This is a genomic window from Hyphobacterium indicum, from assembly GCF_003129605.1.
Classification (GTDB): Bacteria; Pseudomonadota; Alphaproteobacteria; order Caulobacterales; family Maricaulaceae; genus Hyphobacterium; species Hyphobacterium indicum.
In genome coordinates, this window is the sequence record NZ_QBDX01000002.1 from 428,376 (window position 1) to 448,252 (window position 19,877).

The following is a 19,877-nucleotide window of genomic DNA, read 5'->3' on the forward strand; positions in this document are numbered from 1 at the left end:
GCCATGCGCGGGGGAGACTGGCTGATCGTCCTGATCATCGCCGGCATCATCATCGTGATGGTGCTGGATGGCCTCACCGCCGGCAGCCTATCGGCCTGGATGGGTTCCAGCCTCTATCAGACGGTCTTGCCTGCCGGTCGTCTGGCCGGTTGGGCCGGGCTGATCCTGTCGCCCCTCTTGCTGCTGCCACTCCTCGGCGGCGTCTGGGGACGTATCGCCGGATTGCCGCCGGTTCTGGAATCCGCTTTTCGTAAATTGATATCCCTCTTTGATGCCATCAGCACGGTCATCGGGGATGCGGCACGCTGGCTGGCGCTGGGACTGGTGATCGTCACCGCAACGGTCGTCATCCAACGCTATGTCTTCGGTTTTGCTTCGACAAAGCTGCAGGAAACCGTGATCTACATGCACGCTTTGCTGTTCCTGTTATCCGCCGCTTCGACCCTGCTGGCAGACGGCCATGTCCGTGTGGATATTTTCTACGCCAAACTCTCCGAACGCGGAAAAGCCTGGACCGACCTGATCGGCACCTATCTCGCCCTGTTTCCGATGGCCTTGCTGATCCTCTGGGTCTCGACGCCTTATATCAATGCCAGCTGGCGGATCCTCGAACGCTCGCGGGAAAGTGACGGGCTGCCCCTGGTATTCATCCTGAAAACGGCAATCCCGCTCTTTGCCGTCATGATAATCCTGCAAGGGCTCGCAGCGGCTCTGAGGGCGGCATTGACGGTGTCCGGCAAGACTGCACCGGGACATGCGGCCGCCGTGGATCGGGAGCTCTAGATGAATACCTTCATCGACCTCCTTCCTTTCCTCATGTTTGCCTTCGCCTTTATCGCCCTGCTGCGTGGCTATCCGGTCGCGTTCACGCTGGCCGGTGTGGCATTGGCTTTCGCCGGAATCGGTCTGCTCCTCGACGTTTTCGACCCCATTCATCTGCGCGCCTTCCCGCAGCGGATTTACGGCAACATGATGGAAATGGACCGCTCCATCCTGGTCGCCGTCCCGCTCTTTGTGTTCATGGGCGTGATGCTGGAGAAATCCAGGGTCGCCGAGGAATTGCTGGAAGCCATGGGCGCGCTCTTCGGCACGTTCCGGGGCGGGCTGGGCATTTCTGTTGTTGTCGTCGGGGCATTGCTGGCCGCTTCGACCGGCATTGTCGGGGCAACGGTCGTGACCATGGGCCTGCTCTCTCTGCCGACCATGCTCAAACGCGGATACGATCCGGGTCTCGCCTCCGGGTCCATCGCCGCAGCGGGCACGCTCGGGCAGATCATACCGCCCTCCATCGTGCTGGTGCTCCTGGGGGACCAGATTTCCAACGCCTATCAGGAAGCCCAGAGGGCGCAGGGAATTTTCTCTCCGGATATCGTCTCGGTGGGAGACCTCTTCGCCGGCGCCCTGATTCCCGGCCTGCTCCTCGTGGCCGCCTATATCGGCTACCAGATTTTCGTCGCCATCACCCAACCGGCCAAGGCCCCGCCTGCCCCACAGGAGGCCCGCCCCTCGCTGGGCCGCATCCTTCGGGCCTTGATCCCGCCTCTGGGTCTGATCATCGCGGTGCTGGGCTCCATTCTCACCGGTCTGGCCACACCGACAGAAGCCGCTGGCGTGGGGGCCGTGGGGGCCACTTTCCTGGCCGGATTCCGCAATGCCGGCGCGCACGGCAATCCCGGTTTCGGACGGACTTTGTCCGGGCTTGGGGCCCTGTCGCTCATCCTGCTGATTGCCATGACGCTCTTCGTCGATCTTCGCATCGGGCGGGAAAACATATCCACCGGAGAGCAGGCCGGGCTGTATCTGGCCTATGGCCTGGTTGCGCTAACACTCCTCGGCGCGGCGGCCGCCCTCTGGCGATTGAAGAAGACCGGCGTTCTCGACGATGTGATGCGGGCCACGGCCCAGATTTCGTCCATGGTGTTTGTCATACTCATCGGGGCCGCCTTATTCTCCCTCATTTTCCGGGAACTGGGCGGAGATGCCACCGTACAGGCCGCCCTGGAAGCCGTGCCCGGCGGAAAGTGGGGGGCGCTGGCTATTGTCATGCTGGTCATGTTCCTGTTGGGATTTTTCCTCGATTTTATCGAGATCACCTTCGTGGTGGTTCCCATTGTTGCGCCCATCCTGCTCATGATGGGAATCGACCCCGTCTGGCTCGGCGTGCTCATGGCCCTGAACCTTCAGACCAGCTTCCTGACCCCGCCCTTCGGATTCGCACTCTTCTATCTGAGAGGGGTCGCTCCGCCCGAAGTCACGACCGGGGCGATCTATCGCGGCGCCCTGCCCTTCGTCGGCATCCAGCTGATTGTCATCATTTTGGTCGCACTCCTGCCCTGGCTGGCGACCGGCCTTCCGGAATTGCTCTATGACTAGGCATCTCGTTGCGCCGGTGATCGAAACCGGGCGCCTGCGGCTTCGGCCCTTGCGCGCTGATGATTTCGAGCCTGTTTGCCGTATCTGGTCGGATCCGGAAAATGTCCGCTTCGTCGGCGGCAAGCCCTCTACGCCCTATGAGTCCTGGCGCCGGATTGTTTCCAGTGCCGGTTACTGGCCCATTCTCGGATACGGATACTGGGCACTGGATGAACGCGAATCGGACCGCTTTATCGGCTTGGTCGGTTTTGCTGATTTCAAGCGCGAACAGCCTGCCGGTTTCTCAGGAGACCCCGAGATCGGGTATGTCATTGACAAAACGGTTCACGGTCAGGGCTACGGGCGCGAAGCTATGACCGCTTGCATGAAGTGGATGGATGACACCCACGGCCGCCGACGTACGATCTGCATGATCGAACCCGGCAACATCGCCTCTATCAGGATTGCGGAGCGCCTTGGATACAAGCCCTACGGTGAAGGCCTGATCGACGGCGTGACCGTCGTACTGATGGAACGGACCTAGACGGACGGCACGCTCGTGCTGCCTGCCCCGCGCTGTCCGCCCGCATATTCAATCAGGGCTTCGATCCGCTTTTCAATCGGCGGATGGGTCGCAAAAACCCCGGCAAAACCGGCTTTCGGATTCTCGATCATCATTTCGCGCACACCGTCCGGCGCGTTATCGATCTCGGCATGACCTGAGATTTTCTCGAGCGCCGAAATCATGGCATCCGGATTGCGGGTCAGTTCCACCGCCCCGGCATCCGCCATGTATTCGCGCTTGCGCGACAGGGCGAAGCGGATGGCGATGGCCAGAAAATAGGCAATGGCCACGATGGCGATGGCAATGATCATCAAGAGCGCCGCATTTCCGCGGCGGCCGGACGACCGGCCACCAAGCCCGCTCCAGAACAGGGAGCGGAAGACGATTTGCGCCACGAAGGAAAAAATGCCGACAAATATCACGGAAATCACCAGCAGCCGGACATCCCGGTTGAGGATATGGCTCAATTCATGTGCCAGCACGGCTTCCAGCTCGGCCTTGTTCAGATTGCGCATCAGGCCGCGTGTCACGGTCACGGCATACTGTTTTTCTGTCAGACCGCTGGCATAGGCATTCATCATCTCCGTTTCGATGATTTTCAGTTTCGGCATCGTCAGACCGCGGGAAATGCACAGGTTTTCCAGCAGATTATAGAGTTCCGGCTCATCCTGGCGGGTGACGGAGTGTGCACCGGTCGCCATGTCGATCATCGCCTGGTGCCCGAACCAGGCGATCACGAACCAGATACCGGCAATGATAACGGACCAGAGCGCCATGACCGGCCAGTTTTCCAGAGCGGCCCCGAAATCCGCGCCCAGTCCGAACCCGTCCTTGCCGGCGGAATAGGTGCCGCCACCATCCATGGCGGTCATGACAAGCGCGGCGGCAAACGCCAGCAACATCAAAAGGAACGGAAATCCGGCCAGTAGCAGCACGGATTTCAGATTATTGTTCCAGATATGCGTGCGGAGACCGACCGCGCCCATCATGAAGCGGACCTAGAATTTTACTTCAGGCGCATTCTCGACCGCGGCCCGATCAGCCACTTCGAAGAAATCACGCTGTTGGAAGCCGAACATGCTGGCAAAGATAACCGCCGGGAATTGCTCGACCGCCGTGTTGAATTCACTGACCGCATTGTTGAAGAAACGGCGGGCGGCCGCGATCTTGTTTTCGAGGTCCGCGAGCTCGTTCTGCAGCGACAGGAAGTTCTCGTTCGCTTTCAGATCAGGATAGGCTTCCGACAGGGCAAAGATCTGACGCAGCGCGCCGGTCAGCATGTTCTCCGCCTGGGCCTGATCCTTCACATTTGTCGCATCGACCGAGGCCTGGCGCGCCTTGATGACGTTTTCCAGGGTCTCTTTCTCGTGGCTGGCATAGCCTTTCACGGTGTTGACGAGGTTGGGGATCAGATCGACGCGCTGTTTGAGCTGCACGTCAATATCGCCCCAAGCCTGATTGGTTGTCTGTCGCAGAGCGACCAGACGGTTGTAGATGCCAATCACGAAAAACGCGATAACAACCACGACCACGAGCAGGATAATCCATTCCATCTAAAATCCCTCCGGTTTCATTCAATTTTTCACTACGGGCTGATTACGCCGAATCCATGGCGCGCGCTACCGCAACCGGGTCCGCCGGCATGAATTTTCCGGTTTTCGGGAAACCGCGCGGCCGGGCCATGCCTGCTTGCGCGCGCTTGCCTTCCCAGTCTTTCCAGTCCTCGAAAACATGACGCCGTCCGGCACCGTCAATCCAGGCAAGTCCATCTGCCGGATCGAAGGTCGCAACATCCAGCAATTCAGCACCTTTTCCGCCCATCAGGCGAACCCCTTTCCCGCGCGCCATTTGCGGCAGGTCCGCGACATCGAAGATCAACAGGCGCTTCTTGGTGTTGGACACGGCAATCTTGCTTCCGGTTACAGGCACGCAGGCAATGGCCTCGCCGTCTCCGACATTCAGGGCCTGCTTGCCGCCCTTCTTCGTGGCAAAGACATCCGCCTCTTTCACACGGAATCCGTTGCCCGCCCGCGAGGCGATCAGCAATTCACGCTCCGGTTCATGCCGGAACAAGGCAACCGGCGCGGCATCTTCCGGCAGGCCGGCATGCAGGCGCAGTGGATCACCATGGCCACGGCCGCCGGGCAGTCTGGACGCATCAATGGCGTAGAATTTTCCGTCCGTAGCGAACAGGATCAGCTTGTCGACGGTCTCACATTTTACTGTGAACAGCGCGCTATCGCCTTCCTTGAACACAATGGCCCCGATGTCGTGGGAATGGCCTTTCAGGGCACGGATCCAGCCTTTCTGCGACACCACGACCAGTATGGATTCCCGGACGATCAGCGATTCAGCGACCGCCTCGGCATCGTATTCCACAATCCCGGCGGTATTGATCTCGGTCCGTCGTGCGCCGATCGCGGTTTTGGGACCGAAGGCGGCTTCGACCTCCGCGATTTCGGCATCAACTTTTTCCCATTGCACGGGCTCGGAGCCAATCAGCGTTCTGAGATCGCCGCGCTCATCCTTAAGATTGGCTTCCTCCTTGCGGATTTCCAACTCTTCCAGCTTCCGCAACGCACGAAGGCGCATATTGAGGATGGCCTCGGCCTGCCGGTCCGACAGGTCGAAATGGGCCATGAGTTTTGCCTTGGGTTCATCCTCGAAGCGGATGATCCGGATCACCTCGTCCAGATCGGCATAGACGATGATATATCCGGCCAGCACTTCCAGCCGGTCCTCGACCTTTGCCAGGCGTGTATTGGCCCGGCGCACCACGACTTCGCGGCGATGGTCCAGCCAGATGCGCAGCACATCCTTCAGACTCATCACCCGCGGCGTACCGGACTGGTCAAGGACGTTCAGATTGAGCGAGATCCGGTTTTCCAGCTCGCTCATCTTGAACAATGCCGCCATCAACAGCTCGGGTTCGACATTCTTGCTTCTGGGCACCAGAACAAGTCGGATATCTTCCGCACTTTCATCGCGCACATCTTCCAGAAGCGGCAGCTTCTTCTGATCCAGCAATTGCGCAATGCGTTCGACCAGCTTGGACTTCTGAACCTGGTAGGGAATTTCGGTGACCACGATCTGCCAGGTTCCGCGGCCCAGATCCTCGATCTCCCACCGGGCGCGCAGCCGAAAACCGCCCCGCCCCGTTTCATAGGCTTCGCGGATCGCCTCCGGCGATTCCACGCAAATCCCGCCGGTTGGAAAATCCGGGCCTTTCACCGACCTCAAAAGCTGAGCGACAGAGGTATCCGGATGGGCAATCAGCGTCCGCGATGCGCGGCACAGCTCATGAGCATTATGCGGTGGAATGGACGTTGCCATCCCCACCGCAATACCGGTGGCCCCATTGGCCAGCAGATTCGGAAAGGCCGCGGGCAGAACCACGGGCTCTTCTTCCGACCCGTCATAGGTTTCGCGAAAATCGACCGTGCCCTGATCAATATCCTGAAGCAGCAGCTCGGCGGCCTCCGTCAGGCGTGTTTCGGTATAGCGCATCGCCGCAGCGCCATCGCCATCGATATTGCCGAAATTGCCCTGCCCCTCGACCAGCGGATAGCGCGAGGCAAAATCCTGCGCCAGCCGCACCAGCGCGTCATAAACGGCCTGATCACCATGCGGGTGAAACTTACCGATGACGTCCCCGACAATCCGCGCCGACTTCTTGAACGCATCGCGCGGATTCAGTTTCAGCACGCGCATCGCATGCAGAATGCGGCGGTGGACGGGCTTCAGCCCGTCGCGGGCATCCGGCAAGGCGCGCTGAGTGATCGTCGACAGGGCATAGGCGAGATAGCGCTTGGACAGTGCCTCATCAAAAGGTTCTTCGAAAATTTCCCCGCCTTCGGGGGTGAAGACATCGCCCATGCTGCACTCCTGATTCGGACCGTTACAGTATGCCGCTAATTGCGCCCGGCGTCCGTCAGTGCCTTGACCAAACGCACACGCGATTCAGGCAAATCCCGGTCCATCGGCCAAAGCACGCGGCGCTGCAGGAAAAACCCGGTCAGCGCCAGGCCATCCGCAATATCCCCGGTCACAAATCCGGCTTCCGGATCCCGCAGGAAACGCGGCAAGGCGAGGAGCTTGTCGAGATAGGGCGCTGCCGCGTCCCGGCTGACCGCCCGGCCCGTCCGGGGGCTGACATGGGTCAGGCCCTCGACTTCGCCTGTCACCGCGCATTTCTCCAGATCCATGCCATAACCCAGATCACGCAGGAGGCCGAATTCCCAGCGGACATAAAGGGCCGGCCAGATATCGGCATCGCCCAGCGCGTCCAGAAAGACCTCCATCGCCCGGTAGACCGGCGCATGGGATTCCCGTTCCGGCAGGGCCTGACAGGCCAGCGCACAGGCGGAATTGAGACCGGCCAGCGACAATGCATCATCCATCACAAGACCGGCCCGCGAGATGTCCGCCTCGATGGTAAAATGACCGAGATGATCGGCGAGGCGGGCGCGCCAGTTCGCAGTCACGGAATTTCCGGGCTGAAGCACCGGACGCAGGGTGCGCGACCGTCCGCCCCGGACCAGCCCGGCATGGCGTCCCTGATCCTCGGTCAGCAATTCGACGATGGCGCTGGTCTCACCATGCGGCCGCACCGCCAGCACATGGCCTCTGCCGCTCCATTCCATCAGCTGTCGTATTCCAGTCCCATGGCAAGATAGCGGGCGCGGTTTTCATCCCAGCCGGGCTGGACCTGTACCTGCAGGAAAAGATGCACCTTGCACCCGAAAGCCTGTTCCATTTCCTGCCGCGCGGCCGCGCCGATGGTTTTGACCGTCTTGCCGCCCTTGCCCAGCACAATCGGGCGCTGGCTGTCACGCTCCACAAAAATACGCTGCTCGATGCGCACTGACCCGTCATGCAGGCGCCGCCAGCTTTCGGTCTCGACCGCTGTCGAATACGGCAATTCCTGATGCAGCCGGTCATAGATCTGCTCGCGCGTGATCTCTGCGGCGAGAAGGCGCTGCGGGATATCGGCCGCCTGATCTGCCGGATAGAGATGCGGTCCCACCGGCATCATCGAGGCCAGCTTTCTTTTCAGATCGGCCACGCCATACCCCTGGGTCGAGCTGATCATGAAGATATCGGAATAGACGCCGGTCGCATTCAGGGCCTCGGCCAGTGGCAAAAGCTTGTCGCGTTCCAGTTCGTCAATTTTGTTCAGCGCGAGAATGGCCGTCTTGCCGGCCGCCTTCAGCCCTTCCGTGACACTGTCATCATCCTTGACCGAGAGCTTCTCGGCCCCACCGCCTTTTCCGGTCGAGCCCAGGTGGCGGGCTTCGGCATCAATGACATGAACAATGGCATCGGCATCATCGGCACCGGTCCACGCCGACTTGACCATGGCCCGGTCCAGACGGCGCCGCGGTTCGAACACGCCGGGTGTATCGACGAGCACGATCTGGTCATCACCTTCCATCGCAATGCCGCGGACCGGAAAGCGCGTCGTCTGCACCTTGCGCGTCACGATCGAGACTTTCTCCCCGACCAGCGCATTGACGAGCGTCGACTTGCCGGCATTCGGCGCTCCGATGATGGCCGCAAACCCGGCGCGGGACTCAGTCATGACTCTTTATCCTTTGCAGCATGGCCGTCGCGGCCTCGCGCTGTGCTTCCTGTTTCGATCCGCCCTGCCCTTCACACGGATCGAAGCCGTCGAGCTCCACCCGGACCACAAATATCGGGCGATGGTCCGGTCCGGCCTGTTCCAGCAGATCATATCGCGGCTGACCATATCCTTTTTTGGCCGCCAGTTCCTGCAAATCCGACTTGGGATTACGCGGCTTCTCCGTCAATTGCGAGACCGCATCACCCCAGCCACGGTCAAATACACGGCGCGCCGCCTCCAGCCCGCCATCAAGGTAAACCGCCGCGATGACGGATTCCGTAGCATCCGCCAGAATCGAGGCCTTGTTACGCCCGCCGGCATTTTCTTCCGATGGCGACATCCGTATCGCGTCTCCCAGCCCGAATTGCCGCGCCACATGCTCGCAGGCATTGCGGTCGACCAATGCATTGTAAAGCGGGGCCAGCTTGCCTTCGTTGGCGTTTTTGAACTTGCTGAACATGGTTTCTGCGGCAATCAGCCCGAGAACCCGGTCGCCCAGGAATTCGAGCCGCTCGTAATTGCCCACCAGCCGGTTACCATCACCGAAACTGGCATGGGTCAGCGCCCGCTGGAGCAGGTCGATATCCTTGAAATGATACCCGATATTGTCCTGCACGCTCTGAAGCAGGCGGCTCATGCCTCATCCCCGGGCAGGGCCTCGATAATCACGGTGGCCAGCGCATAGGGCGGCTCGTCCGTAATGCTGATATGGACAAAGGCTGTCATACCGTCAGGCGTCAGCCGCGCCAGCCAGTCCAGCGCCCGGCCCTTCAGCTCCAGCGTCGGCTTGCCGCCGGGCAGATTCACAACGCCGACCTCTTTCCACGACACGCCGCGCGATATGCCGGTGCCCAACGCCTTGGCGCCTGCCTCTTTTGCCGCATAACGCTTGGCATAACTGGCTGCCCGCTCCCTGCGGCGATCTGACTTGGCCTGCTCGATCTCGGTAAAGCAGCGCTGGGTGAAACGATCGCCGAACCGTTCCAGAGTCTTCTCGATCCGGCGGATATCAATCAGGTCGGTGCCCGTGCCGATAATCAAGCGGCCGCCTCATTGCGGGCATCGGCGATCAGCCCGCGCATCGTCGTTACCGCCTCGCGCAAGCCGCGGAAGATGGCTTCACCGATCAGGAAATGGCCGATATTCAGCTCTTTCACCTGCGAAATGGCGGCTACCGGCTTCACCGTGTCATAAGTCAGCCCATGCCCGGCATGGACTTCCAGACCGCGCTCATGCGCCAGCGCGCAAGCCAGCTCGATCCGTTTCAGAAGCTCAGCGGTTCTGGCCTGGTTCCCGGCAATATAGGCATCGCAATAAGCGCCGGTGTGAAATTCCACCACGGAGGCCCCGATGGCTTCCGCCACCGCGATCTGAACCGGATCCGGCTCGATAAACAGCGAGACCCGGATTCCGGCGGCATTCAGCCGGTCAACAAAAGGCGCGATGTGCTGATGGCCCCCGGCCACATCCAGCCCCCCTTCCGTAGTCCGCTCCTCGCGCTTTTCCGGCACGATGCAGCAGGCATGCGGCTTGTGCGCCAGAGCAATCGCCAGCATTTCGTCAGTCGCCGCCATCTCGAAATTCAGCGGCAAGTCGATTTCACGGGCCAGGCGCTCGATATCCCTGTCCCCGATATGACGGCGGTCTTCGCGCAAATGCGCGGTTATCCCGTCCGCGCCGGCCTCAGCCGCCTGCCGCGCAGCACGCACGGGATCGGGATGCAATCCGCCGCGCGCATTACGGATCGTCGCGACATGGTCGATATTAACCCCGAGGCGGACCGGCGGATTCATGCCTTCAGACCCCGGCTGCCCGGTTTAATGGCCGGGATGGATTCGAGTTCCGGCGGAAGATCATCCGGCGCATAGGCCGGGAATTCGATCGACGCCAGCGCGATCAAGGGAACGCCGACATCGGCCTTGCCGCCCGAACGGTCAATCAGACAGGCTTCCGCCAGAACCGTCGCGCCAGCCGCTTTCAGCGCATCAATACATTCGCGTGACGACAAGCCGGTAGTCACGATATCCTCGACCACCAGCACCTTCTGTCCGGGGGCCAGCTCGAAACCGCGGCGCAGGCGGAATTCACCCTCCTCGCGTTCGACATAGATAGCCGGAAGGCCCATCTGCCGGCCCATCTCATAGCCCGGGACAATGCCGCCAACGGCCGGTGAAACGATGATTTCCGGCGCGTCCGTCATCTCCGCTTTTACTTTTGCCGCGAGCGCCTTGCAGAGCTTCGCTGTCCGCACGGCGTCAGCGAAGACTTTCGCCTTTTGCAGGAAAACGGGGCTGCGCAGGCCGGACGACAGGATGAAATGGCCCTCCAGAAGAGCCCCGGCAGCACGGAATTCGTTCAACACGTCTTCGGTCTTCATGCGTCATTCTCGTCTGTTTCACCGCGGGCGCGCTCGGCGGACACCACGCTGCTACACATTTTCAGGGCCGATATAATGTTCGCGAGATGCCGGTTGTCGAACACTTCGATATCAAATTGCATTTCAAAGAAGTCCTTGGCGCGTTTCAGCGTTTTGATATTGCCGATATTGCCGCGATTCTCGCCCACGGCCTTGGCGATCTCCGCCAGCGCACCCGGCGTATTGTGCATGACGGCGTGAACGCGTGCCGCCGACACGGCGTTTTCTTCCGCCTCCGCCGTCCAGCCAAGGTCAATCCAGCGGTCCGGATCGGATTCATCGTGCTCGGTCAGCCGGTCACAATCAATGGTGTGGATGGTCACGCCCTTGTCGGGCACCATCACCCCGACAATCCGGTCACCCGGAAGCGGTGAACAGCACTCTGAAAAATGGATCGAAATACCCGGCGTCAATCCGCGGCCCCGGACATAGAGCCGGGCTTTCTCATCGCGGATCAGTTCCTTTTCACTGGCATCATACTGGCGGCTGTCGCGGCGGCCGGGGAAGACGGCATCCAGAAACTGTCCGGACGTGACCCGGCCGCGGCCAAGTGCCTGGTAGAGTTCCTCCATCGAGGCAATATCCAGGCGCGCCAGCGCATCTTCCAGGCCTTTTTCCCGGAATACCTTGCCCTCGCGCTCGAATGCGTGTTCGGCCAGCATCTTGCCAATGCCCTCGAATTCGGCCCGTTCCGTCGTGCGGATCAACCGCCGGATCGCAGCGCGGGCCTTGCCGGTCACGGCCAGCTCCTCCCACCCGGCAGGCGGCTGACGCAAACCGCCCCGCAGGATATTGACCACATCACCATTCTTCAGGCGCGTGCGTAACGGCCGGTCCCGGCCATTGATTTTCGCGCCGATACAGGTGTGACCCAGCTCGGTGTGGACGGCATAGGCAAAATCCAGAGGTGTGGCACCGGACGGCAATGCAATCAGTTCGCCCTTCGGGGTGAAGCAATAAACCTGGTCGGCAAACATTTCGAGCTTGGCATGCTCGAGAAATTCGTCCGGATCGCCGCCCTGTTCCAGAATTTCGAGGAAAGGACGCAGACGCTCCAGCGGATCGCCGCCGGCAGATTTCGCGGCTTCCGCGTCATAGCCATAGCTCTGGCCCTTATAGCGCCAATGCGCCGCCACGCCGCTTTCCGCGACCGAATCCATTTCCTCGGTCCGGATCTGGATTTCGACCCGCACGCTTTCGGGACCAACGACAGTGGTATGCAGGGAGCGGTAATTGTTCGGCTTCGGCGTGGAAATGAAATCCCGGAAACGCTCGGGCACGCAGCGCCAGTTCTGATGAATGATGCCCAGCGAACGGTAACAATCATCGGCAGAATCCACGATCAGCCGGAAGGCATAGATATCGGCGATCTCGTCAAAGCTTGTGCCTTTGCGTTCCAGCTTGCGCCAGATCGAATAAGGCCGCTTCTCGCGTCCGAAAATACGGCCCTGAATACCGGCTTCTTCAAGCTTGGCCATGATCACCTGGGACACTTCGGCGACCGCCTCGGCACGCGATTCCCGCATTTCGGCGAGCCGCAATGAGACCGATTCAAAGGCCGCGGGATTGATATAGCGGAAGGACAGGTCTTCCAGTTCCACACAGATCCGGTTGATTCCGATCCGCCGGGCCAATGGGGCATAGATTTCAAGTGTTTCGGTAGAAATCCGCTCGCGCTTTTCGGGTTTGGGAATATGATGGAGCGTCCGCATATTGTGCAGCCGGTCTGACAGTTTCACGATCAACACCCGGACATCGGATGAAATCGCGACCACCAGTTTCTGGAAATTCTCGGCCTGCTTGGTCCGGTTGGACCCAAGCTCCATCTGGCCCAGCTTCGTCACACCATCTACCAGTGCGGCGATTTCGGGCGAAAAGCGTTCGCTGAGTTGTTCGAGCGTAGCCGGCGTATCCTCGACCGTGTCGTGCAACAGGCCCGTACAGATGGTTGCAGCATCCATCTTCAGATCAGCCAGTATCATCGCCACCGACGCGACATGCGCGAAATAGGGCTCCCCCGAATAGCGCTTCTGGGGGGCATGCATTTCGCGCGCGAAATCATAGGCACGGCGGATCAGGTCCGCATCGACCGTCGGATGATATCTGGAAATACGCCCGACGAGGTCGTCGGCGGTTGGATAGGTTTCAATCGCCGGGGTGTCTTGGTCAGGCGCGGCGAGGCTCACCCTGCCCTAGAACCGGTTGTCCGGAGCGCCGTCGCGGTCGCTTTGCAGCGCTTTCAGCATGTCGGCTTCATCCGGATCGACAGGGGTCGGCTTGGAGGCGATTTGCGGCAGATCGTCTTGCGGCGATGCCCGCTCCTCTTCTTCCTCGTCGCTCGGAATCACGCGCTGGAGCCCGTTGACCAGGCTGTCTTTCAGGGCGCGCAAATCGAGATTGTCTTCGGCAATCTCGCGCAGCGACACGACGGGATTCTTGTCATTGTCACGGTCGAGCGTCAGCTCCGAACCGGCCGAAATGTTCCGGGCGCGGTGCGCGGCCAGCAGAACCAGGTCAAAACGGTTCGGGACTTTCTGGATGCAATCTTCAACGGTGACGCGGGCCATACGTGCGGCCTCCTGTAAAATGCTCGCAAAGGGATCGCAGTAAGTAACGCCGCTCGGCCTTTACTGCAAGGCCTTTGCCGCATTGCAACACAGCGCAAATCAGCCGCTTCGGTGAGTCTGGTCAATCGCATCCGCTGGCAGGCGGGAAATCAGGCCGGAAATGGCTGTGCAGGAGACCGGATGGACCCAGTGCGGCGCAATCTCCGCCAGCGGCAGCAGCACGAAAGCCCGCTCTCCCGCTCTCGGATGCGGCAGGGTCAGGGCCGGCGTATCCATGACTAGGCCGCGATAATCGATGAGGTCGAGATCCAGCGTGCGCGAATCCCAACGCTCGCCACGGCTGCGGCCGAACCGGGACTCGACTTCCAGCAACACGCGCAGCAGCGCCCCGGCCTCCAGCGCGGTCCGGACTTCGGCGACCGCATTGATATAGGCGGGCTTTGCCGGATCGGGCCAGGCCGGCGATGTCCACAGGCTGGAGACCGCAACCGGCAATACGCCGCTTTCAGCCAGTTGCTGCAATGCGTCCGGCAAGGTCTCTTGCGGGGACCGCCCCCGAAAGGGCAGATTGGCCCCGAGCGCGACATAGATATTCGCCGCCTCTTTCATGTTTTGATCTTTAGCATTCGGGAGCGCCCCATGACCTTCTATCCCAACGAACGTATTGGCCTTTTCATTGATGGTGCCAACCTGTTTTCCACCTCGAAAGCACTCGATTTCGACATCGATTACCGCAAGCTGCTGGAGGAATTCCGCAAGCGGGGCCGCCTCACCCGGGCCAACTATTACACCGCATTGCTGGAAAACGAGGACTTCACGCCGCTAAAACCGCTTGTCGACTGGCTCGACTACAACGGATTCAATGTCATCACCAAGCCGGCCAAGGAGTTCACGGACGATTCGGGCCGGCGCCGGATCAAGGGCGATATGGATGTCGAACTGGCCGTAGACATCATTTCCGCCGCCACCTATCTCGATCATATCATCCTGTTTACGGGCGATGGTGATTTCCGTTACGCCGTCGAGCATTGCCAGCGCAAGGGTGCCCGGGTCACGGTCGTATCCTCGCTGAAAGCCCGCCCGCCGATGATATCGGATGATCTGCGGCGGCAAGCCGATGGATTCATCGATCTCGCCGATCTGAAATCCATGATCGGTCGCGAGGGCGGACGTCCGCAACACGATGACGATTGAGGTGACCGGGCCGGAAGCGCCACTAGATTGCCCGCTCTGCCCGCGGCTGGTCGCCTTCCGCGAAACCAATAGCCGCCTGTTTCCGTCATTTCACAACGCGCCGGTGCCCTCTTTCGGGGATTTGGAAGCCCGCTTCCTGATCGTTGGCCTGGCCCCCGGTCTGAAGGGCGCCAACCAGACGGGACGGCCCTTCACCGGCGATTATGCGGGCGATCTTTTATACGCCACGCTCGGGAAATTCGGGTTTCTGGAGGGGGAATATGGCGGCCATGCCAATGATGGTGCGCGCTTGCAGGATGCGATGATCACCAATGCCGTGCGCTGCGTGCCGCCGCAAAACAAGCCGGTCGGCGCGGAAATGAATGCCTGCCGTCCCTTCCTGACCGAACGGTTGCGGGCCCTGCCCCGCCTGTCGGCCATCCTGTGCCTCGGAAAAATTTCACATGACAACACCTTGCGGGCCATGGGCCAGCGCCTGTCGGCGATGAAATTCGCCCATCAAGCCGCGCAGGATTTCGAATTCAACGGCCGCACAGTGCGCCTGTTCGACAGCTATCATTGCTCGCGATACAACACGAATACCGGCCGCCTGACGGAAACCATGTTCGAGAATGTGTTTTCAGACGTCCGGGACTATCTGGCAGATCAGCCGTAATTCTTGATCAGCCGTGATTTCTGCCGGTTCCAGTCCCGCTGCTTGACGGTTTCGCGCTTGTCGACCGTCTTCTTGCCTTTTGCGAGACCGATCAGGAGCTTTGCGAAGCCGCGATCGGTGAAATAGAGCTTGAGCGGAATAATCGTCCGTCCCTCGCGCGCGACAGCCCCTTGCAGCTTTGCGATTTCCTTGCGTTTCAGCAGCAGTTTACGCTTGCGCCGCGGTTCATGGTTGAACTGGTTTGCGCCCTCATACATCGGGATATCGGCATTGATCAGGAAGATCTCATCGCCTTCCGGACCGACATAGGCTTCGGCAATATTGGCGCGGCCATTGCGCAGGGATTTGACCTCGCTGCCCTGCAATTGCAGCCCGGCTTCAAACGTCTCCTCGATCTCGTAATCGAACCGCGCGCGGCGGTTCACCGCAACAGCAGCATTCGGGTCTTTGGCCATCAGATCAATCCGGCATGTTCCATTGCGCCCCGCACCGCCGCCTTCACGGCATCATCCGGTTCCGTTAACGGAAGGCGGACATCAGGCAGGCACAAATCCAGCAAACTCAATGCATATTTCGCCGGGCCGGGGCTCGGCGACATAAAGAGCGCCTTGTGCAAGGGCTGTAGAAGATCTCCGATTTCAAGCGCTTCCTGATAGTCACCGGACAGGGTGGCATTCTGGAGCTGCGCGCACAGGGCGGGCGCAACATTGGAGCTGACCGAGATACATCCGGTTCCGCCCTCGGCATTATAGCCGATCGCTGTCGGATCCTCACCCGACAGCTGGATGAAATCGGGGCCGATCAGATGCCGGTGCGCGCCCACGCGGGTGAGGTCACCGGTCGCGTCTTTCACACCGATCACCGATTCCAGCCCGGCAATCCGCGCCATCGTCTCCGGATGGATATCAACGATGGACCGCCCCGGTATATTGTAAACGATGACCGGAAGGTCACAGGCTGCCGAAATCGCCTCGAAATGGCGGAACAGCCCCTCCTGCGACGGCTTGTTGTAATAGGGAGCGACGATCAGGGCGGCATCCACACCGGCCGTTTTCGCCCAATTTGTCATTTCAATCGTCGCCGCCGTATCATTCGATCCGGTGCCGGCAATCACCGGTACACGGCCCTTGGCGGTCTCCACCGTCAGTTCGATGACCCGCTTTTTCTCATCCAGGGACAGGGTCGGGCTTTCGCCGGTTGTGCCAACCGGGACCAGCCCGTGCGTTCCACTATCGATCTGGCGCTCGGCCAGCATCTGGAACGCCTTGGCATCCACGGCATTATTCTTGAATGGCGTGACGAGCGCAGTGATGGAACCGGAGAGCATGAAAAGCCTGCCTGACAACATTGTTACCGTTTTCAAGCCTATCGGACGCCCGGCATGCGGCCAAGAGCGCATGTCGGCTGTAGACAGCGCCATTGCCTGCGCCATGATACGGCCAATATTGCTGACAAGATGAGTCTGATGAGAACCCTTTTCCTGTTGTTCGTCTTGCTGGCTGGCTGGATCGTCGTGCCGGCCGCCTCCGCACTGTATCCGGACCCGCGCCTGCGGCCGGAACGCCCCAACCCGTCACGCTATCTCGATGACCAGGATTTCCTGATGCTGGAGCGCGGCCTTGAAGCCGCCGAAGACGGGGATTGGCGCGACGTTCGTGATGCCCGCCGCCGGATATCGGATCCGGTCGCGAGCTCGATCCTGTTGTGGCGTATTGCGACCTCCGACGAGAATTCGACCTTCATGGAGCTCGATCTCGCCCTGGAGGAGCTGGAAGGCTGGCCACAGTATGAAATGATCCGGTCCGAAGCCGAGTTCAAGATCTCGACGTCCGGCCTTTCCTCGGAATTCATCGTCAACTGGTTTGCCGGCCGGGAACCGATATCCGGTGAAGGCAAGATCGCCCTCGGAGCGGCGCTCCGGAATGTGGGCCGCCTGGCCGAAGCCACGGAATATATCCGTGACGCCTGGCGTCATCATACCTTCCGCCGTTATCGTCAGCGCGAGATTCTCAACGCCAATAACGACATTCTGACATTGTCCGACCATGAAGCCCGCGTGGACTATCTGCTCTGGCGCGATCAGCGTACGCTTGCAGGCGATCTCAGAAACGAGCTGAGCAACGGACATCGCGCCCTGATGGATGCCCGCATTGCCCTGGCCAGCCGGTCAGGCGGTGTGAATGCGGCCGTGGCACGGGTTCCGGCCGAGCTCGCCAATCATCCCGGCCTGATCTATGAGCGCGCGCGCTGGCGCCGCCGGGCCAATCTCGATGAGGGCGCGCTGGAGATGCTGCTGCAGCTGCCGGAGACGCACTCTGACCTCGAAGCCCTGGATGATATGTGGCTCGAACGCCGGCTGATGATCCTGAACCTCATCCGCGACCGGGATTATGCCACGGCCTATCAGCTCGCCGCCGCCAATGGCATGACATCCGGCGCAGATTTTGCCGATGCCGAATTTGTCGCCGGCTGGATGGCGCTGCGCTATCTGAACCGCCCGGAAGACGCCCTGGCGCATTTCACCAGGCTTGTGGAAGGCGTCTCCTATCCGGTGTCCGTATCGCGGGGCCGGTATTGGCAGGGCCGGGCCGCCGCCGCACTGGGCCGCACAGAGGAAGCCGAAAGCTACTACCGGCTCGCGGCCGAGCATTCGACTGCATTTTATGGCCAGATGGCGCTGATCGAGCTGGCCGGGGACGAACGCCCCATGCTGGATCTGCCCGCCGCGCTGGTCCCGACGGCGGAAACCGGCATCACGTTTGAATCCCGGACCGTCACCCGCGCGCTGCGGCTGCTGGCGGAACAGGGTGAAGACTATTACTTCCGGGTCTTCATCTATCATCTCGATGACGAGCTGGAAGATGCCGCCGAGAGCCTGCTGCTAGCACGGCTCGCGCAGGATTATGGCTTTTTGCGGCAAGGCGTTCGGGCGGCAAAAGCGGCCAGCTATCGCTGGAACATCCTGCCGGAGGAGAGCTTTCCCGTGATCGATTTGCCGCCGCCATCGGGGCTGTATGTCGAACCCGAACCCGGCCTCATTCATTCTGTCATCCGCCAGGAAACCGAATTCGATCCCCGCGCAATCTCCAGCGCCGGCGCCCGCGGCATGATGCAGATGATGCCTGCCGTCGCGCGCGTGACCGCCCGCCGGCTGGGTCTACCCTATCAGTATGAAGCCCTGACCTATGATCCGGAATACAATATGCGCCTCGGCCGCTACCATTTGCAGGAAGTGATCGATGAATTCGATGGCTCCTACATTCTGGCCCTGGCCGCCTATAATGCGGGCGGACACCGTTCCAGGCGCTGGATCGAGGATTATGGTGATCCCCGGACCAATGAAGTGGATCCGATCGACTGGCTGGAATCCATTCCGTTCTCCGAAACGCGCAATTATGTTCAGCGCGTCATGGAAAACCTGCAGGTCTATCGCTACAGGCTGGGCGATGGCGGCCCGGTGCCGCTTGAACTGGAAGCTGATCTGCGCCGCGGTTCAGGATATTTCTAGACCCGGTCCAGCGCCTGCTTGAACACGTCCGGATCGACATTGCCTCCGGTGATCAGGACTACGGTCGTCCGGCCGCGCGTATCGGCCTGACCGTTGAGCAGGCTGGCAAAAGCCGTGGCGCCGCCGGGCTCTGCCACCAGTTTGAGATGCTTCCAGACGAAGGCAATGGCGTCGAGCGTATCCTCGTCACTGGCCGTCACGGCCCCGGACAGCTGCGCCTGGTTGAGCTGGAAGGTCAGCTTTCCCGGAATCTGCGTGATGATCGCATCCTGCAGGGATCCGGTTTTCCGGGCATTCGCCACGCGTTCACCGGCCATCAGCGACCGGCGGTGATCATCAAAACCTTCCGGTTCTGCCGCCAGCAAATCGCAATCGGGGAAAAAGTGTTTCATCGCGAGGCCGCAGCCGGCGATCAATCCGCCGCCGCCCGCACAGCACACAAACTGATCCGGCACAATACCCCGTTCTTGCAGGTCTTGCGCGGTTTCCAGACCCGCCGTTCCCTGCCCGGCGATGATATACGGATCATCATAAGACGGCACCAGCGTGGCCCCGGTGCGGTCAACGATTTTCGCGGACACCGCTTCCCGGTCTTCCGTTTCGCGGTTGAATTCCACCACCTTGCCGCCCAGACGCCGGACGCCGGAGGATTTGATCTTCGGCGCATCGGACGGCATCACGATGGTGGCGGGAATGCCGAGCAGCCGCGCGGCCAGCGCCACACCTTGCGCATGATTGCCGGAAGAAAACGCGACCACGCCCTTTTCCCGCGCCTCCGGCGCTATACGTGACAACCGGTTATAGGCACCACGGAATTTGAAGGAGCCCGTTCTTTGCAGGCATTCCGGCTTGATCAGCACCCGTCCGCCCAGACGCTCGTTCAGAGCGTCATTTTCGAGCAGCGGCGTGCGCACCGCCTCGCCGGCAATCCGGCGGGCTGCGTCCTCAACATCGGAAAATACCGGCAAACGGTCCATTCCCTCACTCCTGATCTGGA

General features: G+C 60.7%; 21 protein-coding genes. 6 read left to right on the forward strand and 15 right to left on the reverse strand.

Annotation, left to right across the window (positions count from 1 at the left end):
• The first annotated feature begins 3 nt into the window (after positions 1-3).
• Genes DBR16_RS06435 through DBR16_RS06445 form a run of 3 tightly spaced genes read left to right on the forward strand, consistent with a single transcriptional unit; the run spans position 4 to position 2,896 of the window.
• Complete coding sequence (locus DBR16_RS06435) at positions 4-783, forward strand: TRAP transporter small permease subunit (RefSeq protein WP_109260420.1); 780 nt, start codon at positions 4-6, stop codon at positions 781-783.
• Entirely contained in the window at positions 784-2,373 is a 1,590-nt protein-coding gene (locus DBR16_RS06440) for a TRAP transporter large permease (RefSeq protein ID WP_109260421.1), read from the forward strand.
• Complete coding sequence (locus tag DBR16_RS06445; protein ID WP_109260422.1) at positions 2,366-2,896, forward strand: GNAT family N-acetyltransferase; 531 nt, start codon at positions 2,366-2,368, stop codon at positions 2,894-2,896. The genes DBR16_RS06440 and DBR16_RS06445 overlap by 8 nt, the downstream gene beginning before the upstream one ends.
• On the opposite strand, the gene DBR16_RS06450 is transcribed toward DBR16_RS06445, so the two are convergent.
• From DBR16_RS06450 to folK, 12 genes are all read right to left on the reverse strand, one after another.
• Positions 2,893-3,906 carry a M48 family metallopeptidase gene (locus tag DBR16_RS06450; protein ID WP_109260423.1) on the reverse strand — a complete coding sequence of 338 codons (1,014 nt, stop codon included), beginning with the start codon at positions 3,904-3,906 and terminating at the stop codon, positions 2,893-2,895. The two genes, DBR16_RS06445 and DBR16_RS06450, sit on opposite strands and share 4 nt — an antisense overlap.
• A gap of 9 nt (positions 3,907-3,915) precedes the next feature.
• Entirely contained in the window at positions 3,916-4,470 is a 555-nt protein-coding gene (locus tag DBR16_RS06455) for a LemA family protein (RefSeq protein ID WP_109260424.1), read from the reverse strand.
• Between the two features lie 43 nt (positions 4,471-4,513).
• Positions 4,514-6,793 (reverse strand): DNA topoisomerase IV subunit A, encoded by a 2,280-nt coding sequence (parC, locus tag DBR16_RS06460; RefSeq protein WP_109260425.1) that lies wholly within the window; start codon positions 6,791-6,793, stop codon positions 4,514-4,516.
• A gap of 35 nt (positions 6,794-6,828) precedes the next feature.
• Positions 6,829-7,560: a DNA repair protein RecO gene (gene recO / locus DBR16_RS06465; RefSeq protein ID WP_109260426.1), complete on the reverse strand. Its 732-nt coding sequence runs from the start codon at positions 7,558-7,560 to the stop codon at positions 6,829-6,831.
• A complete protein-coding gene (gene era, locus DBR16_RS06470) occupies positions 7,560-8,498 on the reverse strand; it encodes a GTPase Era (RefSeq protein ID WP_109260427.1) in 939 nt (312 codons plus the stop codon). The genes recO and era overlap by 1 nt, the downstream gene beginning before the upstream one ends.
• Positions 8,491-9,177 (reverse strand): ribonuclease III, encoded by a 687-nt coding sequence (rnc, locus tag DBR16_RS06475; protein ID WP_109260428.1) that lies wholly within the window; start codon positions 9,175-9,177, stop codon positions 8,491-8,493. The genes era and rnc overlap by 8 nt, the downstream gene beginning before the upstream one ends.
• The gene (gene acpS / locus DBR16_RS06480) at positions 9,174-9,581 is read right to left on the reverse strand and encodes a holo-ACP synthase (protein WP_109260429.1); all 408 of its coding nucleotides are present in this window, start codon (positions 9,579-9,581) and stop codon (positions 9,174-9,176) included. Before acpS ends, rnc begins: the two co-directional genes overlap by 4 nt.
• Complete coding sequence (locus DBR16_RS06485; RefSeq protein ID WP_109260430.1) at positions 9,578-10,333, reverse strand: pyridoxine 5'-phosphate synthase; 756 nt, start codon at positions 10,331-10,333, stop codon at positions 9,578-9,580. The genes acpS and DBR16_RS06485 overlap by 4 nt, the downstream gene beginning before the upstream one ends.
• Entirely contained in the window at positions 10,330-10,917 is a 588-nt protein-coding gene (gene pyrE, locus DBR16_RS06490) for an orotate phosphoribosyltransferase (protein ID WP_109260431.1), read from the reverse strand. The genes DBR16_RS06485 and pyrE overlap by 4 nt, the downstream gene beginning before the upstream one ends.
• Entirely contained in the window at positions 10,914-13,142 is a 2,229-nt protein-coding gene (locus DBR16_RS06495) for a RelA/SpoT family protein (RefSeq protein ID WP_109260432.1), read from the reverse strand. The genes pyrE and DBR16_RS06495 overlap by 4 nt, the downstream gene beginning before the upstream one ends.
• Positions 13,143-13,148: 6 nt before the next feature.
• The gene (rpoZ, locus tag DBR16_RS14210; RefSeq protein WP_109260433.1) at positions 13,149-13,523 is read right to left on the reverse strand and encodes a DNA-directed RNA polymerase subunit omega; all 375 of its coding nucleotides are present in this window, start codon (positions 13,521-13,523) and stop codon (positions 13,149-13,151) included.
• A 99-nt stretch (positions 13,524-13,622) separates the two neighbouring features.
• Positions 13,623-14,132: a 2-amino-4-hydroxy-6-hydroxymethyldihydropteridine diphosphokinase gene (gene folK / locus DBR16_RS06505; protein ID WP_109260434.1), complete on the reverse strand. Its 510-nt coding sequence runs from the start codon at positions 14,130-14,132 to the stop codon at positions 13,623-13,625.
• Positions 14,133-14,162: 30 nt separating this feature from the next.
• Here folK and DBR16_RS06510 point away from each other — a divergent pair, with 30 nt between their 5' ends.
• Both DBR16_RS06510 and DBR16_RS06515 read left to right on the forward strand, forming a co-directional pair.
• On the forward strand, positions 14,163-14,717 hold the full coding sequence (locus DBR16_RS06510) for a LabA-like NYN domain-containing protein (RefSeq protein WP_109260435.1): 555 nt from the start codon (positions 14,163-14,165) through the stop codon (positions 14,715-14,717).
• On the forward strand, positions 14,707-15,372 hold the full coding sequence (locus DBR16_RS06515; RefSeq protein ID WP_109260436.1) for a uracil-DNA glycosylase: 666 nt from the start codon (positions 14,707-14,709) through the stop codon (positions 15,370-15,372). Before DBR16_RS06510 ends, DBR16_RS06515 begins: the two co-directional genes overlap by 11 nt.
• Here the strand turns inward: DBR16_RS06515 and smpB are convergent.
• Both smpB and dapA read right to left on the reverse strand, forming a co-directional pair.
• Positions 15,363-15,827 (reverse strand): SsrA-binding protein SmpB, encoded by a 465-nt coding sequence (smpB, locus tag DBR16_RS06520; RefSeq protein ID WP_109260437.1) that lies wholly within the window; start codon positions 15,825-15,827, stop codon positions 15,363-15,365. The genes DBR16_RS06515 and smpB overlap by 10 nt on opposite strands.
• A complete protein-coding gene (dapA, locus tag DBR16_RS06525) occupies positions 15,827-16,699 on the reverse strand; it encodes a 4-hydroxy-tetrahydrodipicolinate synthase (protein ID WP_109260570.1) in 873 nt (290 codons plus the stop codon). Before dapA ends, smpB begins: the two co-directional genes overlap by 1 nt.
• 138 nt (positions 16,700-16,837) lie before the next feature.
• Between dapA and DBR16_RS06530 the strand changes: the two genes are divergently transcribed.
• On the forward strand, positions 16,838-18,880 hold the full coding sequence (locus DBR16_RS06530; RefSeq protein ID WP_161539426.1) for a lytic transglycosylase domain-containing protein: 2,043 nt from the start codon (positions 16,838-16,840) through the stop codon (positions 18,878-18,880).
• Here DBR16_RS06530 and DBR16_RS06535 read toward each other — a convergent pair.
• On the reverse strand, positions 18,877-19,857 hold the full coding sequence (locus DBR16_RS06535; RefSeq protein WP_109260439.1) for a threonine ammonia-lyase: 981 nt from the start codon (positions 19,855-19,857) through the stop codon (positions 18,877-18,879). The genes DBR16_RS06530 and DBR16_RS06535 overlap by 4 nt on opposite strands.
• Positions 19,858-19,877: the final 20 nt, after the last annotated feature.

Excerpts from the sequence above, each read along its gene's own strand:
- DBR16_RS06515 (WP_109260436.1), top strand. The coding sequence starts at position 14,707 with ATGACGATTGAGGTGACCGGGCCGGAAGCGCCACTAGATTGCCCGCTC.
- DBR16_RS06535 (WP_109260439.1), bottom strand. The coding sequence starts at position 19,857 with ATGGACCGTTTGCCGGTATTTTCCGATGTTGAGGACGCAGCCCGCCGG.
- DBR16_RS06530 (WP_161539426.1), top strand. The coding sequence starts at position 16,838 with ATGAGAACCCTTTTCCTGTTGTTCGTCTTGCTGGCTGGCTGGATCGTC.
- DBR16_RS06510 (WP_109260435.1), top strand. The coding sequence starts at position 14,163 with ATGACCTTCTATCCCAACGAACGTATTGGCCTTTTCATTGATGGTGCC.
- DBR16_RS06445 (WP_109260422.1), top strand. The coding sequence starts at position 2,366 with ATGACTAGGCATCTCGTTGCGCCGGTGATCGAAACCGGGCGCCTGCGG.
- smpB (WP_109260437.1), bottom strand. The coding sequence starts at position 15,827 with ATGGCCAAAGACCCGAATGCTGCTGTTGCGGTGAACCGCCGCGCGCGG.
- DBR16_RS06435 (WP_109260420.1), top strand. The coding sequence starts at position 4 with ATGCGCGGGGGAGACTGGCTGATCGTCCTGATCATCGCCGGCATCATC.
- parC (WP_109260425.1), bottom strand. The coding sequence starts at position 6,793 with ATGGGCGATGTCTTCACCCCCGAAGGCGGGGAAATTTTCGAAGAACCT.
- recO (WP_109260426.1), bottom strand. The coding sequence starts at position 7,560 with ATGGAATGGAGCGGCAGAGGCCATGTGCTGGCGGTGCGGCCGCATGGT.
- rpoZ (WP_109260433.1), bottom strand. The coding sequence starts at position 13,523 with ATGGCCCGCGTCACCGTTGAAGATTGCATCCAGAAAGTCCCGAACCGT.
- DBR16_RS06485 (WP_109260430.1), bottom strand. The coding sequence starts at position 10,333 with ATGAATCCGCCGGTCCGCCTCGGGGTTAATATCGACCATGTCGCGACG.
- pyrE (WP_109260431.1), bottom strand. The coding sequence starts at position 10,917 with ATGAAGACCGAAGACGTGTTGAACGAATTCCGTGCTGCCGGGGCTCTT.
- dapA (WP_109260570.1), bottom strand. The coding sequence starts at position 16,699 with ATGCTCTCCGGTTCCATCACTGCGCTCGTCACGCCATTCAAGAATAAT.
- DBR16_RS06450 (WP_109260423.1), bottom strand. The coding sequence starts at position 3,906 with ATGATGGGCGCGGTCGGTCTCCGCACGCATATCTGGAACAATAATCTG.
- DBR16_RS06440 (WP_109260421.1), top strand. The coding sequence starts at position 784 with ATGAATACCTTCATCGACCTCCTTCCTTTCCTCATGTTTGCCTTCGCC.
- rnc (WP_109260428.1), bottom strand. The coding sequence starts at position 9,177 with ATGAGCCGCCTGCTTCAGAGCGTGCAGGACAATATCGGGTATCATTTC.
- folK (WP_109260434.1), bottom strand. The coding sequence starts at position 14,132 with ATGAAAGAGGCGGCGAATATCTATGTCGCGCTCGGGGCCAATCTGCCC.
- DBR16_RS06455 (WP_109260424.1), bottom strand. The coding sequence starts at position 4,470 with ATGGAATGGATTATCCTGCTCGTGGTCGTGGTTGTTATCGCGTTTTTC.
- era (WP_109260427.1), bottom strand. The coding sequence starts at position 8,498 with ATGACTGAGTCCCGCGCCGGGTTTGCGGCCATCATCGGAGCGCCGAAT.